The sequence below is a fragment of the Paucibacter sp. M5-1 genome (genome assembly GCF_027498415.2).
Classification (GTDB): Bacteria; Pseudomonadota; Gammaproteobacteria; order Burkholderiales; family Burkholderiaceae_C; genus Roseateles_E.
Genome location: NZ_JAPZLM020000001.1, coordinates 4,683,750 through 4,701,911 on the forward strand (window position 1 = coordinate 4,683,750; position 18,162 = coordinate 4,701,911).

The window sequence follows — 18,162 nt, forward strand, 5'->3', positions numbered from 1 at the left end:
TGGCGCTCGGCCGCTCGCTCCTACAATGCCGCTCATGATCTCCCGCGAACCCACTCTTGCCCGCCTGGTGGCGGCCCGCAGCCAGTTGCTGGAGCCCTACGGCCTCAGCGAGCTGGATCTGGCCAAGGCCTTGCGTCTGATCACCGAGCATCGCGTCGATGACGCCGATCTCTATTTCCAGACCACCCGCGCCGAGGGCTGGAGCCTGGAGGAGGGCATCGTCAAGAGCGGCTCCTTCAGCATCGATCAGGGCGTGGGCGTGCGGGCGGTGGCCGGCGAGAAAACGGCGTTTGCCTACTCCGACGATATTTCCGAAGCGGCGCTGATGGACGCGGCCCGCACGGTGCGCACGATTGCTGCGGCCGGGCAGAGCAAGAAGGTCAAGGTGCCGTCCTCGCCGCTGGTGTCGGGCAGCCGCTCGCTCTACGGCGATGCCGACCCGATCGCCAGCCTGGACAGCATCGAAAAGGTGGCCTTGCTGGAGCGCGCCGAGAAGATGGCGCGCGCCAAGGATCCGCGCGTGGCCCAGGTGATGGCCGGCCTGGCGGCCGAGCATGAGGTGGTGCTGATCGCGCGGGCCGATGGCACGCTGGCGGCCGATGTGCGGCCGCTGGTGCGGCTGTCCATCACGGTGATCGCCGAGAGCAATGGCCGGCGCGAGGTGGGCAGCGGCGGTGGCGGCGGGCGCTTCGGCCTGGCGTACTTCACCGACGCGATGATCGCCAGCTATGTCGAACAGGCCGTCACGGCGGCGCTGACCAATCTGGAGTCGCGCCCGGCACCGGCCGGCGAGATGACCGTGGTGCTGGGCTCGGGCTGGCCCGGCGTGCTCTTGCACGAGGCCGTCGGCCATGGGCTGGAAGGCGACTTCAACCGCAAGGGCTCCAGCGTCTTTGCCGGCCGCATCGGCCAGCGCGTCGCCGCCAAGGGCGTGACGGTGCTGGACGACGGCACCATCCCGGATCGCCGCGGCTCGCTGAATGTCGACGACGAGGGCTGCGCCTCGCAGCGCAATGTGCTGATCGAGGACGGCATCCTGAAGGGCTATATCCAGGACGCGATGAATGCCCGCCTGATGAAGGTCGCGCCGACAGGCAACGGCCGGCGCGAGAGCTATGCCCATGTGCCGATGCCGCGCATGACCAACACTTATATGCTGGGCGGCGACAAGGACCCGCAGGAGATCATCGCCAGCATCAAGAAGGGCTTGTACGCGACCAACTTCGGTGGTGGCCAGGTGGATATCACATCCGGCAAGTTTGTCTTCTCGGCTAGCGAAGCCTTCTGGGTCGAGAACGGCAAGATCCAGTACCCGGTCAAGGGCGCGACCATCATCGGCAACGGCCCCGATGCCCTGACCCGGGTGACGATGATAGGCAATGACATGAAGCTGGACACCGGCGTCGGCGTCTGCGGCAAGGAAGGCCAGAGCGTGCCGGTGGGCGTGGGCCAGCCGACGCTGCGCATCGACGGGCTGACCGTCGGCGGCACGGCCTAAGCCGTGCTACATTCGGTCCCCATGTATTCGCCGAAGTCCTATTTCTTTGCTTTCTTTTGGTTCTCGCACCGCACCGGCGGAGGAGAGGCAAGCGCATAAGCAAGTCAGGCGCAGCGAATCTCTAAAAACCGCCGGGCTCAGCCCAGGCGGTTTTTTTTCGTCCCATGGATCAGCAACGGAAAGAGCCAAGCCCAATGAACGCCAAGACGACCTCCCAGCATCAGGCCGAGCGCTGGTACTCGCCCCAGGACAAGACCAGCGAGACCGATGACCAGCGCATCCGCGATGTCACGCCGCTGCCGCCGCCCGAGCATCTGATCCGTTTCTTCCCGATCTCGGGCACGCCGATGGAGCAGCTGATCAGCGGCACCCGCGCCAATATCCGCAAGATCATGCAGCGCAAGGATGACCGCCTGCTGGTCATCATCGGCCCCTGCTCTATCCATGACCCGGCCGCTGCGGTCGAGTACGCGCGCCGGCTGCTGGCGCAGCGCGAGAAGTACGCCGACACGCTGGAGATCGTGATGCGGGTCTACTTCGAGAAGCCGCGCACCACGGTGGGCTGGAAGGGCCTGATCAACGACCCCTATCTGGACGAGAGCTACCGCATCGACGAGGGCCTGCGCATCGCCCGCCAGCTGCTGCTGGAGATCAACCGCCTGGGCATGCCGGCCGGCAGCGAGTTCCTCGACGTGATCTCGCCGCAGTACATCGGCGACCTGATTTCCTGGGGCGCGATCGGCGCACGCACCACCGAGAGCCAGGTGCACCGCGAGCTGGCCTCGGGCCTGTCCGCGCCGATCGGCTTCAAGAACGGCACCGACGGCAATATCAAGATCGCCACCGATGCGATCCAGGCGGCGGCCCGGCCGCACCATTTCCTGTCGGTGCACAAGAACGGCCAGGTGGCCATCGTCGAGACCAAGGGCAACAAGGACTGCCATGTGATCCTGCGTGGCGGCAAGACGCCCAACTACGACGCCGAGCATGTGGCCGCCGCCGCCAAGGACCTGCTGGCCGCCAAGCTGGACGACACCTTGATGATCGATTGCTCGCATGCCAACAGCAGCAAGCAGCACAAGCGCCAGCTCGATGTGGCGCGCGATATCGCGGCGCAGATGGGTGCGGGCAGCCAGCAGATCTTCGGGGTGATGGTCGAGAGCCATCTGCACGACGGTGCCCAGAAGTTCAGCCCCGGCAAGGACGATCCGTCCAAGCTGGAGTACGGCAAGAGCATCACCGATGCCTGCCTGGGCTGGGACGATTCGCTGGAGGTGCTGGAGGTCCTGAGCGCTGCGGTCAAGGCGAGTCGCAAGTAGTTCATGCGGCTGAGCGAAAATCGGCTCAGTCACAAGGAGCAAGCGATGCGCAGCGAAGTCAAGATCGTGTTCGGCCCGGACCAGGAAATCAATCTGGTGGTCGACGCCAGCGAGGTCCTGTCCTTCGAGGCCGCCCGCCTCTGGCTGGACGAGCAGTTCGTCAAGAACGGCTGCGAGCCGATGCGGGGCGCCGGCAAGGTCTTGATTGCCGACAAGATCCTCGGCGTGGCCGCCGCCGTCGGCCCGGAGGCCTTCGAGGATGCCGCGTTTGCGCTGGACTATGCCCGCGCGGCCAGCGGCGCGCTGAGCAAGGCGCTGCTGCGGGTCGACATCCCGAAGCTGAGCTTGTCTTACTGAAGCCTCTTGAAAGAGCGCCACGGCGTCCCCAGATGCGGGGCGCTGTCGGCGCTCTTGCCGTTTTCTCTTACCGATATCGACAAGCCATGATGGAAAAGCAAACCCATTCCTTCCAGGCCGAGGTCAAGCAGATCCTGCACCTCGTCACCCATTCGCTGTACTCCAACAAGGAAATCTTCCTGCGCGAGCTGGTGTCCAACGCCTCGGATGCCTGCGACAAGCTGCGCTTCGAGGCCCTGGACAAGGCCGAGCTGTTCGAGGACACGCCCAATCTGGAAGTGCGCGTCAGCTTCGACGAGGCGGCCAAGACCGTCACCATCAGCGATAACGGCATCGGCATGAGTGCCGACGAAGCGATTGCGCACCTGGGCACCATCGCGAAGAGCGGCACGCGCGAGTTCATGGCCAAGCTGGAAGGCGACCAAAGGAAGGACGCCAACCTGATCGGCCAGTTCGGTGTCGGCTTCTACTCCGGCTTCATCGTCGCCGACCGCATCACGGTCGAGACTCGCCGCGCCGGCCTGAAGCCGGAAGAGGGCGTGCGCTGGAGCTCGGAAGGCACCGGTGACTATGAGGTCGAGACCATCAGCAAGACCGGTCGCGGCACCGATGTGATCCTGCATCTGCGTGAGGGCGAGGAAGAGTTCCTGAAGACCTGGCGCCTCAAGTCCATCATCAGCAAGTACAGCGACCATATCTCGCTGCCCATCCTGATGCGCAAGGAGGAGTGGGACGCCGAGAAGAGCGAGCAGGTCCTGACCGAGGCCTGGGAGCCGGTCAACAAGGCTTCGGCGCTGTGGGCGCGCAGCAAGAGCGAGGTCACCCAAGAGCAGTACGAGGAGTTCTACAAGCAGATCAGCTACGACCAGGAAGCACCGCTGGCCTACACGCACAACCGCGTCGAGGGCCGCAGCGAGTACACCCAGCTGCTCTACATCCCGAAGAAGGCACCCTTCGATCTGTGGAACCGCGACAAGCGCGGCGGCGTCAAGCTCTATGTCAAGCGCGTCTTCATCATGGACGATGCCGAGGCGCTGATGCCGGTCTATCTGCGCTTCGTCAAGGGCGTGATCGACTCGGCCGATCTGCCGCTGAACGTCTCGCGCGAGCTGCTGCAGGAGAGCCGTGACGTGAAGGCGATCCGCGAAGGCTCGACCAAGCGCGTGCTCTCGATGCTGGAGGCGCTGGCCGACAGCGAGGACGCGGCCGAGAAGGCCAAGTACGCGGACTTCTGGAAGGACTTCGGCTCGGTGCTGAAGGAAGGCGTCGGCGAGGACCATCAGAATCAGGAGCGCCTGGCCAAGCTGCTGCGCTTTGCGTCCACCCATGCCGACGAGGGCGTGTCGCTGGCTGACTACCTGAGCCGCGCCAAGGAAGGCCAGGACGCGATCTACTACATCACCGCCGATTCACTGCAGGCCGCCAAGAACAGCCCTCAGCTGGAGATCTTCCGCAAGAAGGGCATCGAGGTGCTGCTGCTGGTCGACCGCGTCGACGAGTGGATGCTCTCGCATCTGTATGAGTTCGAGGGCAAGCCGCTGCAGTCGGTGGCCAAGGGCGCGATCGATCTGGGCAAGCTGCAGGACGAAGACGAGAAGAAGAAGGCCGAGGAAGCCGCCGAGGCCAACAAGCCGTTGCTGGACCGCCTGAAGGCCTCGCTGAAGGACCGTGCCAAGGATGTGCGCATCAGCACCCGCCTGGTCGATTCGCCGGCCTGCATCGTCGTCGAGGAAGGCGATATGAGCGGCCATCTGGCGCGCCTGCTGAAGCAGGCCGGCCAGGCCGCGCCGAGCTCGCTGCCGACCCTGGAGATCAACGCCGATCACGCGTTGGTCAGGAAGCTGGACAGCAGCGTGCATTTCGACGACCTGGCCCACGTCATCTTCGATCAGGCGGTGCTGGCCGAGGGCGGCCATCTGGAAGATCCGGCCGCCTATGTGAAGCGGGTCAACGCGATGCTGCTCGGCTGATCAGCCTTCATGCATCCCAGAAGACGTAGTCGTCTTCTGGGGGCACGTTGGGTACAGGCGGGGCTGTGTCCATCGCCTCCAGTTGCTCACGCAGTTTGGCGACCTGGTCGTTCCAATAGTTCGGTGTGCCGAACCAGGGGAAGGCCTGCGGGAAGGCCGGGTCGCCCCAGCGCCGGGCCAGCCAGGCGCTGTGGTGGATCATCCGCAGGGTGCGCAGCGGCTCGATCAGGGCCAGCTCGCGGCGGTCGAATTCGGCCACCGTCTCATAGCCCTCAAGCACGCAGGCCAGCTGCTGGCGCATGCTCAGGGCATCGCCGGACAGCAGCATCCACAGGTCCTGAACGGCCGGGCCGGTCACCGCATCGTCCAGATCAACGAAGTGCGGCCCCTTGTCGGGTGTCCACAGGATGTTGCCGGGATGGCAATCGCCATGCAGGCGCAGCGTCTTCAGACCAGGAATCGCGTCAAAGGCCTGCTGGATCGCGTCCAGGCATTGCTGCACGACGGCGCTCCAGGCCGGCTGGATTTCCACCGGCACGCTGTCATGCGCCAACAGCCAGTCGCGCGCGATCAGGCCGGGTTGAGCACTGTCCCAGCGCAGCCGGTGTGCGAACGGCTGCCGCCGCCCGACCCCATGGATGCGCCCGAGCAGCCGGCCTATCCAGGTCAGCACCTCGGGGTCCTCCAGCTCCGGGCAGCGCCCGCCCTGGCGTGCGGTGACCGCGAAGCGCTGGCCACGGTAATGGCTCAGCGTGCTGGCCGCGTCGTCCTGGCCCAGCATCCAGGGCGCGGCCACCGGTACTTCGGCGTCGACCAGCTCCTGCGCGAAGCCATGCTCCTCCAGGATCTGTTCGTCGCTCCAGCGTCCGGGTCGGTAGAACTTGGCAACCGCAACACGGCCGTCCTCTAGATGCAGCTGCAGCACCCGGTTCTCGTAGGAGTTCAGCTGCAGCATGCGGCCATCGCCATGGAGGCCGACGGCGTCGAGGGCATCCAGCATGAACTCGGGCGTCAGGTCGCCAAAGCTGAAATCGTGATCAGTGCTCATTAAAAACGGCTGCGGCGCCGAGCCGGAGGCAGGCGCCGCAGCGAAGTGGCCGGTGCCGGAGCTTAACGGTGACCGTAGCGGGGCGTGTCGACCACCACGCCGACGATGTCATTCGGGGCCTCGTCCGGATACTGGGAGTCGGCGCTCAGCGGCTCGCCGAAGGGGCGGCTGTTGCGAAAGCCGGGCCGGGTTTCGCTGCGGGTCACGGCGACGCTGTCGTAGCGGCTGTCGGGCGCAAAGAAGGAGTCGTGGAACACGGCCGAGTCCTGCCAGAGGTTCTCTCGGCTGCTGCGGCGCGGCGTCTTGCTGCTGATACTGGGGCGTGCCGGCGCCAGGTTCGGTGTCGGTGCGGGCTGCGGACCCCGCGAGGCGCTGCTGCTGAAGGGCACCAGCAGCTGCAACTCGGCCGCGCTGGGCAGGTTGTCGATCGGGCAGCGCAGATAGCGCACCCGGCAGGCGCCCAGCACCGACTGCTTGATCTGCAGGCTGCGGCTGGAGGCATGGCGCTCGGCATCCAGGTCCACAGCCGCGAGCACGCGGCCATTGGGGCTGCAGATCGCAAACGTCACATGGGTGGCACCCAGCAGATCAAACCAGTAGCGCACCTGCTTGGCCTCGGTCGGCTGACAAAAGCGCACCAGCGGCAGCTTGGACAGGATGACGTGGTGAGGCAGGGCTTCCTTGAGCAGGCGGTAGACGCGCCGCTCATCGGTGCTGAAGACCGGGCGGGCGCTCAGGGCCCATTCGCTGGGCAGCGGCTTGGCGCCCTGGCTGGGTCGGCGCCAGACCCACAGCAGGGCCAGCGCGACAAAGCCGCAGGCAAAGACCAGCGCGATGATCCACGGAACGGTGGTTTGCATGTCCCTCGTGATCTCGATGAGTGGGTATGCGCCTCTAAACAAGCGCTTATTCAGCTGAATGTAACTGAATATTGTGACAAGCAACCCCGGGCCTACCCCCGGAAACGGGGTAGGCGCGGGTGTTGTCCCGTGATTGAGGGGGTTACTGTTTGGCGGCCTTGCCGGCGTCGTCGAACTGCGACTTGATCTCGGCCACGCCGTCGATGAAGTTGCCGAAGACCCGGGCATGGCGCTTGAACTGGAAGTCCAGTTCCGCCATATGGCGCTCGATGGCTTCGCCGACATGGGAGGCCACGGTATCCGGCGGCAGGCGCAGCCAGGCTTCGGACTCCGAGCCGTCCCGCTCCACCTTGGCGCCGGCATTGCGGGCGATGCGCAGCATGGGCACGTTCTCGCTCAGCGCATGGATGAACAAGGTGTCGATGCCGCGATTGCGGGCGTGCAGGGCCGCATGCTCGAACAGCCGGGCGCCGAAGCCGCGACCCCGCGCCTTGCCCAGCACCGAGACGCCGAACTCTGCCATGGCCGGCTTGCCCGGCAGTTGCGGCGATGGCTCGTAAGCCAGATGCGCCATCGCCACAAGCTCCAGCCGGCGGTTGAAGATGCCCAGCACCTCATCGCGGTCGAAGTTCAGGCCCATCGCGTACTTGGCAATTTGCTCGTCCGAGGCGGGGTAGCCGAAGCGCAGATAGCGGTCGCGCGCGTCCAGCGACAACAGATGCTCCTTGATGCGGCGCCGATGCCGGCGGGCCAGCGAGCGGATCGGCACCCAGGACGCCCAGCGCTGCAGGGCCGCCGCCGGTCCCCAGGCTGGGGATGGCTCGGCGGCTGTCGGGCTGGGTGTCTCTGGCGCGGTCATGGCATTGGTCTGGTGAGGAGATTGGTGAAAACCCTGATTTTACATGGCCGACGTCGGCGTCTGTGCGTGATTGCTGTGTTGCTTGTTTGATTGCGGGGTCAGATCTGATACACTCGCGGGCTTTCCCGACATTGGCTGCGGGAAAGAAGTCCGAGCGCAGTGCATGAGAGGTCGCCTTTGATAAGCGGCACCGAATGGCTGGCAAGGATAGGAATCAGCCATCCGACCGCCTGCTGGCCTCTTTATACAGGTTTGCAGGCACTCGAAAGTAATCTCATGAAGACCTTCAGCGCCAAGCCGGCCGAAGTGACGCACGAGTGGTTTGTGATTGACGCCACCGACAAGGTGCTCGGACGTGTTGCCAGCGAAGTGGCACTCCGTTTGCGCGGCAAGCACAAGGCCATTTACACGCCTCACGTGGACACCGGCGATTTCATCGTCATCATCAACGCGGACAAGCTGCGCGTTACGGGCAACAAGGCCAATGACAAGGTGTACTACCGTCATTCGGGCTTCCCGGGCGGCATCTACGCCACCAAGTTCAAGGACATGCAAGCCAAGCACCCGGGCCGCGCCCTGGAAAAGGCTGTCAAGGGCATGCTGCCCAAGGGTCCGTTGGGTTACGCCATGGTGAAGAAGCTGAAGGTCTATGCAGGTGGTTCGCACCCGCACGCCGCTCAGCAGCCCAAGGCTCTGGAAATCTAAGGAGCGGTTGATGATCGGAAACTGGAACTATGGTACCGGCCGCCGCAAGTCGTCGGTCGCTCGCGTCTTCATGAAGAAGGGCACTGGCCAAATCATCGTCAACGGCAAGACCGTTGATGAGTATTTCGGCCGTCAGACCTCGATCATGGTCGTCAAGCAGCCGCTGATGTTGACCAACAACGGCGAAGCCTTCGACATCAAGATCAACGTCCACGGTGGCGGTGAGTCGGGTCAAGCCGGTGCTGCGCGCCACGGCATCACCCGTGCGCTGATCGACTATGACGCAGCCCTGAAGCCCGAACTGAGCCGCGCCGGCTTCGTCACGCGCGATGCGCGTGAAGTCGAGCGTAAGAAGGTCGGTCTGCACGGCGCGCGTCGTCGGAAGCAGTTCAGCAAGCGCTGATTCTCTGGTTTGCCACTTCGGTGGCATGCTGGCAACAAGGCCGCTGTGTTTTCGCAGCGGCCTTGTTTCATTTCTGATCGCCCACAAATACCCTTGACGGCCATGGCTGCGCTGTTTGCGTAGACAATACAGGCTAGAACTAAACATTCAGGAAATCCTATGAGCGCTGTTCTCGAAACTCCCCTGGCCGGTGCCGACGAGATGCCGGTGCCGCTGATCTTCACCGACAGCGCGGCCGACAAGGTGCGCGATCTGGTTGCCGAGGAAGGCAATCCGGAACTGAAGCTGCGTGTCTTCGTGCAGGGCGGTGGCTGCTCGGGCTTCCAGTACGGGTTCACCTTCGATGAGGCCGTCAACGAGGACGATACCCAGATGAACAAGAACGGCGTCACCCTGCTGATCGACGCAATGAGCTTGCAGTATCTGGCCGGTGCCGAGATCGACTACAAGGAAGACCTGCAGGGCGCGCAGTTCGTGATCAAGAATCCGAACGCGACCACCACCTGCGGTTGCGGTTCCAGCTTCTCGGTCTGAGGCCTGGGCCTCAAAAAAGCAAAGCCGCCTTCGGGCGGCTTTTTCATTGCTGCATGGGGCCCGCTCAGGCGGGATGAAGCGCACCCAGCAGGCGCGGGCCCGCAGCGCCGGTCACGCTTGGCAGATTGCCCGGCAGGCCCTGAACAAAACGCTGGGCCAGCCAGGCGAATGCGGCTGCTTCGACCTGCATGGCCGGAAGGCCCCGGGCGTCGGTCCTCAGCACGGCCACGCTCGGCAGCAAGGCCTGCAGGCGCTGCATCAGCTGGCCGTTCAGCGCGCCGCCGCCGCAGACCAGCAGCTCGCTCGATGCCGGCCCGTGCCGGCGCAGGTCGCCGGCGATACTGGCGGCGGTCAGTTCCAGCAGGGTGGCTTGCACATCCTGGGTGGCCGCCTGCGGCGCGTGACGCATCAAGAGGCGATCCAGCCAGTCGGGGTTGAACAGATCGCGCCCGGTGCTGCGCGGCGGCGCGAGCTGGAAGTAGGGCTCGGCCCGCATGGCCTGCAAGAGTTCGGGCTGCACCCGGCCAGTTGCCGCCCAGGCGCCATCGGCGTCATAGGGCTGGCCCAGATGGTGATCGGCCCAGTGATCCATCAGGCAGTTGCCCGGTCCGCAGTCGAAGCCTCGCGTGCTGCCGTCACCGGCCAACAGGCTGATATTGCTGATGCCGCCGATGTTCAGCACCGCGATATCGCGTCCGTCCTGGGCAAACAGCGCCCGGTGGAAGGCCGGCACCAGCGGCGCGCCCTGGCCGCCTGCGGCCAGATCACGGCTGCGCAGATCGCTGATCACGGCTATGCCGCTCAGCTCGGCCAGCAGGGCGCCGTTGAGGAGCTGCAAGGTATAGCCGCAGCCATCGAACTCGCCGGGCCGGTGCCGGATGGTCTGGCCATGGGCGCCGAGGGCGCGGATCTCGCTGGGCTGGTGGCCGCTCTGGCTCAGCAAAGCGTCGACCAGCTGTGCATAGGCACGGGCCACGCCATTGGCCGCCAGTGCGCAGCGGTGGGCCTCGTTGTCTCCCGGCGTGTTGAGTGCCAGCAGCTCGGCTCGCAAGGCCGCATCGAAGTGGTGGTGGCCGTGGGCCAGCACGGTGATGCCGGCATCCAGGCGTGCCAGCACCGCATCGACACCGTCCAGCGAGGTGCCGGACATCAGCCCGATGAACAGATCGCTCATCGTCCGGTCGGGGGCTTCAATCGGCGCCGCTGACGCCCACGCCCATCGATTCGGCCGCCGAGAGCTGGCTCTTGACGCTGGCCACGGTCTGCTGGAACTGCGCCTTGGCGCTGGCCGGCAAGGTGATGGCCTCCGAAGCGCGAGCGATCACGCGCGGATCCTGATGCTGACCCTTGACCCGGAACTCGAAGTGCAGATGCGGGCCGGTGGCCCAGCCGGTGGCGCCGACCGCACCGATGCGCTGGCCCTGCTCGACGCGCTGGCCCTTCTTGACATCCATGCGGCTCAGATGCGCGTACACCGTCTGGCGCTCGCCGGCATGACGCACATAGATGACATTGCCGAAACCGTTTTGCCAGCCTGCGAATTCGACCAGGCCATCGCCGACGGTGCGCACCGGCGTGCCGGTCGGCGCACCGAAGTCCGTGCCCAGGTGGGCGCGCCACTTCTGCAGAATCGGATGGAAGCGCATCGCAAAACCCGAGGTCACGCGCGAGAACTCCATCGGGCTGGCCAGGAAGGCGCGGCGCTTGCTCTGGCCGTCAAAGCCGTAGAAATTGCCCTTGCCGCTGGCCGAATCCTTGTACCAGACGGCCGAATAGCTCTTGCCATTGTTGACGAACTCGCCCGCGATCACGCGGCCGGCGGCCTGGCCCCAGTTGATCGGCTCGCCATCGGCGGTCATGCTTTCGAACACCACCGAGAAGCGATCGCCCTTGCGCAGCTCGCGGTGGAAGTCGATATCGCCGGAGAACATATCGGCCATCTGCGAGGCGATCGCATCGGGAATGCCGGCCTCGTCGGTGGCGACAAACAGTGAGGAACGCACCACACCACTGCCCAGGCGGACCTGGCTTTGCAGCGGGGCGGCCTCCAGCTTGGCGCTGAAGCCGGTAGCATGGCGCTGGATGCTCAGTCGGCTGAAATGGGTGGTCTGCTGCTCGGCCAGCTCGGCCGGGAAGCGCACGATCATCGACTGCACGGTGCCGGCGTCATCGGCGCTCAGCTGCACCATCTTGCCGACACGGCCCTGCAGCACGCGGCGGGCCAGCGGATCATTGCGCAGGAACTCGGCGGCGGCCGGGTCGAATGCCCCCATGCGGCGCAGCAACGAATCGGCGGTGTCGCTGGCGCGGGTCACATCATTGCGCACCAGCGAAAGCTGGTGGCTGGCCAGGGCGCTCAGCTGCTCTTCCAGATCCAGGGTCTGGACCGGCTCGCTGATCAGCTGTCGGGGCAGGTCGGCGGCATTCGGCGCCAGCGGCGCGATACCGAAAGCGGTGATGGCGAAGCCGCCCAGCAGGCCGACCACGGTGCCGGTCAGTGCCCGTGGGTGCCGGGCCGCGAAAGCTTCGGCGCCTGTCAGCGCCCGCTTCAGTTCCGTTTTCCAGTCAGTCACGCTCAAGATGCCCAAGCCCTGTTGTTGTACCGGGCCGCATGCGGGCCACCCGGCGTGGTCACCGGGGGTGTCCACTAGAATCTGGGGATTGCCGGACCACCCCATTTGGGGGGGATTTGGCAAAACAGCGGCGAGTATAACGAGGCGAAAGCCGCGTCAACGCCAAGAAAACCCGATAAATCAAGGCTTTACCCTGGCCTGCGCACACAACTTTCCAAACATGTCCGAATCGCGAACACCCGAGACCGCCGCCCCGACCCCCGCAGCAGCAGCCGGTGCGACGCGTTATCCGGTCACCGACGAGGTGCGCGAGGCGATGGCGGTCTCGCTGCGTGGGGTCGAGGAACTGCTGCCCGAGGCCGACTGGCTGCAGAAGCTGGCCCGCTCGGAGGCCACCGGCCAGCCGCTGCGCATCAAGCTGGGCCTGGACCCGACTGCGCCCGACATCCATCTGGGCCACACCGTGGTGCTCAACAAGATGCGCCAGCTGCAGGACCTCGGGCACACGGTGATCTTCCTGATCGGCGACTTCACCTCGATGATCGGCGACCCTTCGGGCCGCAACGCGACTCGGCCGCCGCTGACGGCTGAGCAGATCAAGCACAACGCCGATACCTATTACAAGCAGGCCAGCCTGGTGCTGGACCCGGCCAGGACCGAGATCCGCTACAACAGCGAATGGAGCGATCCGCTGGGCGCGCGCGGCATGATCCAGCTGGCCGCCAAATACACGATGGCGCGGATGATGGAGCGCGACGACTTCGCCAAGCGCTATGCCGCGCAGACGCCGATCTCGGTGCACGAGTTCCTCTACCCGCTGATGCAGGGCTATGACTCGGTGGCGCTGAAGAGCGATCTGGAGCTGGGCGGCACCGACCAGAAGTTCAATCTGCTGATGGGCCGCCATCTGCAGCAGGAGTATGGCCAGGAGCCGCAATGCATCCTGACGATGCCGCTGTTGGAGGGGCTGGACGGCGTCGAGAAGATGTCCAAGTCCAAGAACAACTATGTGGGCCTGACCGAGCCGGCCACGCAGATGTTCGCCAAGATTCTGTCGATCAGCGATGTGCAGATGTGGAAGTGGTTCCAGCTGCTGAGCTTCAAGAGCCTGGATCAGATCGCCGCGCTGCGCGCCGAGACCGAGGCGGGGCGCAACCCCAAGGAAGCCAAGGTGCTGTTGGCCAAGGAGATCACCGCGCGCTTCCACGGCGCGGCGGCGGCCGACGAGGCCGAGGCCGATTTCAACAAGCGGGCCCAGGGCGGCATCCCCGACGACATCCCCGAGCTGAGCCTCGGCGGCGCGCCGCTGGGCATCGGCGGCCTGCTGAAGGCCGCCGGCCTGGTCAGCTCCGGCAGCGAGGGCTTGCGCATGGTGGAGCAGGGTGGCGTGCGCATCGATGGCGCCACCGTCAGCGACAAAGGCCTGAAGGTGGCGGCCGGTACCTTTGTGCTGCAGGTGGGCAAGCGCAAGTTTGCCCGCGTTACCCTGACCTGATCACACCGAGTAGGTGCTGGAGGCGGTGCGGCCGCCGCTGCCGGTCCAGTTGGTGTGGAAGAACTGGCCGCGCGGTCGGTCCACCCGCTCATAGGTGTGGGCGCCGAAGTAGTCGCGCTGGGCCTGCAGTAGATTGGCCGGCAGGCGCGCGCTGCGCAAGCTGTCGAAGAAGGCCAGCGCGCTGCTGAAGGCCGGCACCGGAATGCCCTTGGCCACGGCCGTGGCCACCACCTGGCGCCAGCCGGCCTCGCTCTTCTTGATCGCCTGCTCGAAGAAGGGTGCCATCAGCAGGTTCTGCAACTGCGGGTCCTGCTCGAAGGCGGCCTTGATATCGCCCAGGAAGGCGCTGCGGATGATGCAGCCGCCGCGCCACATCAGCGCGATGCCGCCGTAGTTCAGCCGCCAGCCGTTCTGCTCGGCGGCCGCCGCCATCAACATATAGCCCTGGGCATAGCTGATGATCTTGGAGGCGTAGAGCGCCTGGCGGATCGCCTCTATGAAGGCAGCGCCTTCGCTGTTGGCATCGGTGATCCGGCGCTTGTCGCCACCGAAGACCCGGGCCGCCTCGATGCGCAGGCTCTTCATCGCAGAGACGCAGCGGCCATAGACCGCCTCGGCCATCAAGGTGATCGGGATGCCCAGATCGGCCGAGGAGATCACGGTCCATTTGCCGGTACCTTTCTGGCCGGCGGTGTCGAGGATCTTGTCGACCAGGGGCGCGCCGTCTTCGTCGGTCTTGGCCAGGATGTCGCGGGTGATTTCGATCAGATAGGAGTCGAGCTCGCCCCGGTTCCACTCGGCGAACACCGCACTCATCTCGGCCGGCGTCATGCCCAGGCCCTCGTGCATCAGCTGGTAGGCCTCGCAGATCAGCTGCATATCGCCGTACTCGATGCCGTTGTGCACCATCTTGACATAGTGGCCGGCACCGCCTTCGCCGACCCAGTCGCAGCAGGGCATCTCTTGGCCATCGGGGCCAGCCACCTTGGCCGCGATGGCCTGGAAGATGGGTTTCACATGCGGCCAGGCCGCAGCCGAACCGCCGGGCATGATGCTGGGGCCGAAGCGCGCCCCTTCCTCGCCACCGGAAACGCCGCTGCCGATATAGAGCAGGCCCTTGGATTCGACGTACTTGACGCGCCGAGCGGTGTCGTCGAACAGCGAATTGCCGCCGTCGATGATGATGTCGCCCGGCTCCAGATGGGGCAGCAACTGCTCGATGAACTCGTCCACCGGGCTGCCGGCCTTGACCATCAGCATCACGCGGCGCGGGCGCTTGAGCAGCGACACCATCTCCTCGATCGAATGCGCGCCGATCACCTGCGTGCCCTTGGCCTCGTGGGCCAGGAATTCGTCGACCTTGGTGGTGCTGCGGTTGTGGGCGACCACGGTGAAGCCGTGGTCGTTCATGTTCAGGATCAGGTTCTGGCCCATCACGGCCAGGCCGATCACTGCGATATCGGCTGGGGCTTGCATATTGTTTTCAGGTCGAAGAAAAAACCTGAATCCTAGGGGAAACCCGGTTTTGTGTCGTGAGTCGGGCGAAAAGTCAGTGGTTCTTGATGCCCGTCGCCACATGGCCGGAGGGCACATGGGCGGTGGCGTTCTGGACATGGCCGATCTGGTCGTCGAAGAAGAAATCGGGCTCGAACTCGCGCAGGAACTCGCCCTTGGGCAGGCCGCCGAGAAACATCGCCTCGTCGACCTCGATGCGCCAGTCCATCAGGGTGCGCAGCGCACGCTCATGAGCCGGGGCGCTGCGCGCGGTGACCAGGGCGGTGCGCACCGCCATTGCATCGGTCTTGTCCTGCTGCAGGCCGTGCAAGGCGGCCAGCACCGGCTTGAAGGGGCCGGCGGCCAGCGGCGTCAGCACGCGCTCGCGCTCATGGGCCTGGAAGGCGTCCAGACCGCCGGCCTGGAAGACCCGCTCGGCCTCGTCGGAGAACAGCACGGCGTCGCCGTCGAAGGCGATGCGCAGCTCATGGGGATGGGCGTCCGAGGCATGGGCCGACAACGGCAGCACCCGCGCGGCGGCGACGCCGGCCGCCAGCGCCGAGCGCACATCGGCCTCGTTGGCGGACAGGAAGAGCTGGGCCTTCAGCGGGCGCAGATAGCGCCAGGGCGACTCTCCGCGGGTGAACACGCCGCGCTCGATCTTCAGGCCGTAATGCTGGGCCGAGCGGAACACCCGCATGCCCGAGATCGGGTCGTTGCGCGACAGCACGACGACCTCGACCCGCGGGCCCGCTGCGGTGTTGAAGCCGAGCAGCTTGCGCACCAGCGAGAAGGCCACGCCCGGTTTGGCCGGGATGTCCAGGCGCTGCTGCTGCAGCTGCATATAGGCGCGGTCATCGCCGTCTTCGAAGAGCTGGTTCTCTTCCTCGAAATCAAACAGCGCGCGCGATGAGATGGCGACGACCAACTGGCCGTCCAGATTTGCAGGCATGGCCCATCATAGAGGGGCCATGCGAGCTGATTTCAGGATCAGTGCGTGAAGCCGATAGGCGCGCGCTTGAGTCCGGGCTCCGGCAGGTCCTCGCACAGCACGGTGGCGCGCTTGGCCAGCTTGGCGTTGCCGAAGGCCGTCATCCAGGCGCGCCGCATCTCGCGCGGCGCCAGTTCGGCCATGCGGTCCAGCAGCGCGGCGCTGGGCGTCTCGTCGAAGCGCCGGCCCCAGTCGTGCTGTTCACGGATAGCGCTGTAGAGCCGGGCCGCGATGGCGCGGGCCGCCGCGAAATCGGGCGCCTGCACCTCGTAGACATTGACGCGGTTCAGGATGGGGTCAGGTATTGCGCGGGCGTCGTTGGCGGTGGCGACCCAGATCACCTGGCTGGCGTCGACCGCGATCTCGGCGAACTCGTCGGTGAAACTGCCGGCGGTGTCGTGCTCGAGCAGGCTGTAGAGCGAGCCCAGCGGGTCGTAGCTGACTTCGCCGCCGGCCTTGTCGATCTCGTCGACCACCATCACCGGATTCGCATAGTCGCCGTCGATCAGGGCTTCGAAGACTTTGCCGGGTCGCGCGCCCTTCCACTGGCTGGAGGCGCCCGACAAGACCCAGCCGGCGGTCAGCGAGCTCATCGAGATGAAGCCCATGCCGGTGCCCAGCAACTGGGCGATCTGGCGCGCGAAATGGGTCTTGCCTATGCCCGGCGGGCCCAAGAGCAGCAGCGGGGTGATCTCCAGCGGGTCGCCGCTGTCCTCGCACAGCGCGATCTGGCGTCGCACATCGTCGAGCACCTCGTGGAAGTTGGGCAGCTCCTCGTAGAGCGAGGCCATCGCCGGCAGGCCCGAGGGCTTGACCTGGAAGCGCTGCGGGCCCTTGTCCAGCATGCGCTGGTAGGTGTTGCGCAAGGGCTCGTGGTCGCGCTCGGGCAGCTTGGCGAGCTTTTGCTCGACCTCGTGGACGCTGAACACACTGCGCATCTGCGCAATCGGGATGCGGGGGGCCAAGGCGATGGCGTGAGAGCTGCTCATGAACCGACTCCAGGCCCTGAACCACAGGGCTTGTGTCTATTCAAGCAAACAGTGGGCCACCGTGCGCATCGAGAAAAGCCCCGATTGCCCAATAGTTCCGTTCGTTGGCGCTGCTGGCCAGAAAGAAAGGGCGGGCTGCCGATTGCGGATCACGCCATCGCCGATTTCGAGTCGGGGCTCTCGCTGGAGACGGCAGTTCGGGGCGCTGCGTCTACAGATGCCCTCGCCCCTCCCTTCACGGCGGGCTTGGTTTCGCTATTTCGTTTCTTTTCACCCTGTTGGCAGCCGCATCCAGTTGCATGCGATCGCCTTCGTGCCACATCCGCTGCAACATCACGGCTGTGTCCGTAGCGACCTTCTGAGGGACTGTTGCGCAGGGGAGCATGGGACCGTCCATAACGACGCGTACCGGGTCTGGCTCCCCCTGCGGGAGCAACTTGCTGAACTCCACCGGCCTGCCGTTCACACACGCCCTGTAAATGTCGACGCCGACGCTGTCCAGTGCCGGGCGGTACTGCCAAGTCATCACAAGGCCTGAGTCGACGATGGCACGGCCATCTTTCGACCCCACCTGACGGCGCAACCATTCAAGTGCAAAAGCTTCGCTGGGCAGATGTACCTGCGCTTCGCGAAACCGAGGCGTCCGCAGTTGCTGGCAACCATCAAGTAACAAACGCTTCTTAAAGTCGCGCCCGCCTTCATAGAAGCCATGGTAAATCCCATGACTACCTTGGTTTCGTTCACTCTGTGTTGCTGCAGAGATCCGGAACTCGCACTCATTGAACTTGAACACGCGCACGGTATCGGTCTCCGCTTGCACCGAAATACGCTGGTTGGCCATCGACACGCTGATCGATGAATTTGGAGCAAGCACCGTCTCCTTGGCAAGGCCGGCTTGCGCGCAGACACTGACTGCCGACCCGCCGAGAAAGATACCAATATGAGCCAATCTCGCGAAAACCAGCAGTTTTCTCATCTCTACCCCAAGAGTTGCAGCACACAGGCCTTGTTGCACAAACAGCCCCGCCCGCGCTGCTACGCTGACGGCATAAAGCAGGAGAAGAAGG

The 18,162-nt window shown here is 65.2% G+C and carries 17 protein-coding genes; 8 read left to right on the forward strand and 9 right to left on the reverse strand.

Going from position 1 to position 18,162, the window contains the following annotated elements:
* The first annotated feature begins 34 nt into the window (after positions 1–34).
* The 4 genes from tldD (at position 35) to htpG (ending at position 5,144) form a co-directional block, all read left to right on the forward strand.
* Positions 35–1,498, forward strand: a complete 1,464-nt coding sequence (tldD, locus tag O5M90_RS22295) for a metalloprotease TldD (protein WP_269838018.1) — start codon at positions 35–37, stop codon at positions 1,496–1,498.
* A gap of 194 nt (positions 1,499–1,692) precedes the next feature.
* Entirely contained in the window at positions 1,693–2,817 is a 1,125-nt protein-coding gene (locus O5M90_RS22300; protein WP_262971332.1) for a 3-deoxy-7-phosphoheptulonate synthase, read from the forward strand.
* 45 nt (positions 2,818–2,862) lie between these two features.
* Complete coding sequence (locus tag O5M90_RS22305) at positions 2,863–3,174, forward strand: hypothetical protein (protein WP_137941458.1); 312 nt, start codon at positions 2,863–2,865, stop codon at positions 3,172–3,174.
* Positions 3,175–3,263: 89 nt separating this feature from the next.
* Positions 3,264–5,144 carry a molecular chaperone HtpG gene (gene htpG / locus O5M90_RS22310; RefSeq protein ID WP_269838371.1) on the forward strand — a complete coding sequence of 627 codons (1,881 nt, stop codon included), beginning with the start codon at positions 3,264–3,266 and terminating at the stop codon, positions 5,142–5,144.
* A 7-nt stretch (positions 5,145–5,151) separates the two neighbouring features.
* Here htpG and O5M90_RS22315 read toward each other — a convergent pair whose 3' ends face one another.
* The 3 genes from O5M90_RS22315 to O5M90_RS22325 all read right to left on the reverse strand — a co-directional run bounded on the left by O5M90_RS22315 (position 5,152) and on the right by O5M90_RS22325 (position 7,911).
* Entirely contained in the window at positions 5,152–6,192 is a 1,041-nt protein-coding gene (locus O5M90_RS22315; protein ID WP_269838017.1) for a serine/threonine protein kinase, read from the reverse strand.
* Positions 6,193–6,254: 62 nt separating this feature from the next.
* Positions 6,255–7,052: a DUF2726 domain-containing protein gene (locus tag O5M90_RS22320; protein WP_171018134.1), complete on the reverse strand. Its 798-nt coding sequence runs from the start codon at positions 7,050–7,052 to the stop codon at positions 6,255–6,257.
* Positions 7,053–7,194: 142 nt separating this feature from the next.
* Positions 7,195–7,911, reverse strand: coding sequence for a GNAT family N-acetyltransferase (locus O5M90_RS22325; RefSeq protein ID WP_262971329.1), 717 nt, complete (start codon positions 7,909–7,911; stop codon positions 7,195–7,197).
* Positions 7,912–8,187: 276 nt separating this feature from the next.
* Between O5M90_RS22325 and rplM the strand changes: the two genes are divergently transcribed.
* From rplM to erpA, 3 genes are all read left to right on the forward strand, one after another.
* Positions 8,188–8,616 carry a 50S ribosomal protein L13 gene (rplM, locus tag O5M90_RS22330; protein WP_137941462.1) on the forward strand — a complete coding sequence of 143 codons (429 nt, stop codon included), beginning with the start codon at positions 8,188–8,190 and terminating at the stop codon, positions 8,614–8,616.
* 10 nt (positions 8,617–8,626) lie between these two features.
* Positions 8,627–9,019 carry a 30S ribosomal protein S9 gene (gene rpsI, locus O5M90_RS22335; protein WP_137941463.1) on the forward strand — a complete coding sequence of 131 codons (393 nt, stop codon included), beginning with the start codon at positions 8,627–8,629 and terminating at the stop codon, positions 9,017–9,019.
* Positions 9,020–9,178: 159 nt separating this feature from the next.
* Entirely contained in the window at positions 9,179–9,553 is a 375-nt protein-coding gene (erpA, locus tag O5M90_RS22340; RefSeq protein WP_137941464.1) for an iron-sulfur cluster insertion protein ErpA, read from the forward strand.
* A 64-nt stretch (positions 9,554–9,617) separates the two neighbouring features.
* On the opposite strand, the gene O5M90_RS22345 is transcribed toward erpA, so the two are convergent.
* Together O5M90_RS22345 and O5M90_RS22350 are read right to left on the reverse strand one after the other, a co-directional pair.
* Positions 9,618–10,727: an anhydro-N-acetylmuramic acid kinase gene (locus O5M90_RS22345; protein ID WP_269838016.1), complete on the reverse strand. Its 1,110-nt coding sequence runs from the start codon at positions 10,725–10,727 to the stop codon at positions 9,618–9,620.
* A 16-nt stretch (positions 10,728–10,743) separates the two neighbouring features.
* Complete coding sequence (locus O5M90_RS22350; protein WP_269838370.1) at positions 10,744–12,126, reverse strand: M23 family metallopeptidase; 1,383 nt, start codon at positions 12,124–12,126, stop codon at positions 10,744–10,746.
* A 220-nt stretch (positions 12,127–12,346) separates the two neighbouring features.
* On the opposite strand from O5M90_RS22350, the gene tyrS reads away from it, so the two are divergent.
* A complete protein-coding gene (tyrS, locus tag O5M90_RS22355) occupies positions 12,347–13,621 on the forward strand; it encodes a tyrosine--tRNA ligase (protein ID WP_440402345.1) in 1,275 nt (424 codons plus the stop codon).
* Here tyrS and gnd read toward each other — a convergent pair whose 3' ends face one another.
* The 4 genes from gnd to O5M90_RS22375 form a co-directional block, all read right to left on the reverse strand.
* A complete protein-coding gene (gene gnd / locus O5M90_RS22360; RefSeq protein ID WP_262971324.1) occupies positions 13,622–15,097 on the reverse strand; it encodes a decarboxylating NADP(+)-dependent phosphogluconate dehydrogenase in 1,476 nt (491 codons plus the stop codon).
* Positions 15,098–15,170: 73 nt separating this feature from the next.
* The gene (locus O5M90_RS22365; RefSeq protein ID WP_269838015.1) at positions 15,171–16,067 is read right to left on the reverse strand and encodes a 5'-nucleotidase; all 897 of its coding nucleotides are present in this window, start codon (positions 16,065–16,067) and stop codon (positions 15,171–15,173) included.
* A 38-nt stretch (positions 16,068–16,105) separates the two neighbouring features.
* On the reverse strand, positions 16,106–17,095 hold the full coding sequence (locus O5M90_RS22370; protein WP_262971322.1) for an AAA family ATPase: 990 nt from the start codon (positions 17,093–17,095) through the stop codon (positions 16,106–16,108).
* A 235-nt stretch (positions 17,096–17,330) separates the two neighbouring features.
* The gene (locus O5M90_RS22375; RefSeq protein ID WP_269838014.1) at positions 17,331–18,071 is read right to left on the reverse strand and encodes a hypothetical protein; all 741 of its coding nucleotides are present in this window, start codon (positions 18,069–18,071) and stop codon (positions 17,331–17,333) included.
* Between the last annotated feature and the right edge of the window lie 91 nt (positions 18,072–18,162).

Coding starts and splice junctions, on each gene's coding strand:
- O5M90_RS22320 (WP_171018134.1), bottom strand. CDS start 7,052: ATGCAAACCACCGTTCCGTGGATCATCGCGCTGGTCTTTGCCTGCGGC.
- tyrS (WP_440402345.1), top strand. CDS start 12,347: ATGTCCGAATCGCGAACACCCGAGACCGCCGCCCCGACCCCCGCAGCA.
- O5M90_RS22300 (WP_262971332.1), top strand. CDS start 1,693: ATGAACGCCAAGACGACCTCCCAGCATCAGGCCGAGCGCTGGTACTCG.
- gnd (WP_262971324.1), bottom strand. CDS start 15,097: ATGCAAGCCCCAGCCGATATCGCAGTGATCGGCCTGGCCGTGATGGGC.
- O5M90_RS22370 (WP_262971322.1), bottom strand. CDS start 17,095: ATGAGCAGCTCTCACGCCATCGCCTTGGCCCCCCGCATCCCGATTGCG.
- rplM (WP_137941462.1), top strand. CDS start 8,188: ATGAAGACCTTCAGCGCCAAGCCGGCCGAAGTGACGCACGAGTGGTTT.
- O5M90_RS22305 (WP_137941458.1), top strand. CDS start 2,863: ATGCGCAGCGAAGTCAAGATCGTGTTCGGCCCGGACCAGGAAATCAAT.
- tldD (WP_269838018.1), top strand. CDS start 35: ATGATCTCCCGCGAACCCACTCTTGCCCGCCTGGTGGCGGCCCGCAGC.
- O5M90_RS22365 (WP_269838015.1), bottom strand. CDS start 16,067: ATGCCTGCAAATCTGGACGGCCAGTTGGTCGTCGCCATCTCATCGCGC.
- O5M90_RS22315 (WP_269838017.1), bottom strand. CDS start 6,192: ATGAGCACTGATCACGATTTCAGCTTTGGCGACCTGACGCCCGAGTTC.
- O5M90_RS22325 (WP_262971329.1), bottom strand. CDS start 7,911: ATGACCGCGCCAGAGACACCCAGCCCGACAGCCGCCGAGCCATCCCCA.
- O5M90_RS22345 (WP_269838016.1), bottom strand. CDS start 10,727: ATGAGCGATCTGTTCATCGGGCTGATGTCCGGCACCTCGCTGGACGGT.
- erpA (WP_137941464.1), top strand. CDS start 9,179: ATGAGCGCTGTTCTCGAAACTCCCCTGGCCGGTGCCGACGAGATGCCG.
- rpsI (WP_137941463.1), top strand. CDS start 8,627: ATGATCGGAAACTGGAACTATGGTACCGGCCGCCGCAAGTCGTCGGTC.
- O5M90_RS22375 (WP_269838014.1), bottom strand. CDS start 18,071: ATGAGAAAACTGCTGGTTTTCGCGAGATTGGCTCATATTGGTATCTTT.
- htpG (WP_269838371.1), top strand. CDS start 3,264: ATGGAAAAGCAAACCCATTCCTTCCAGGCCGAGGTCAAGCAGATCCTG.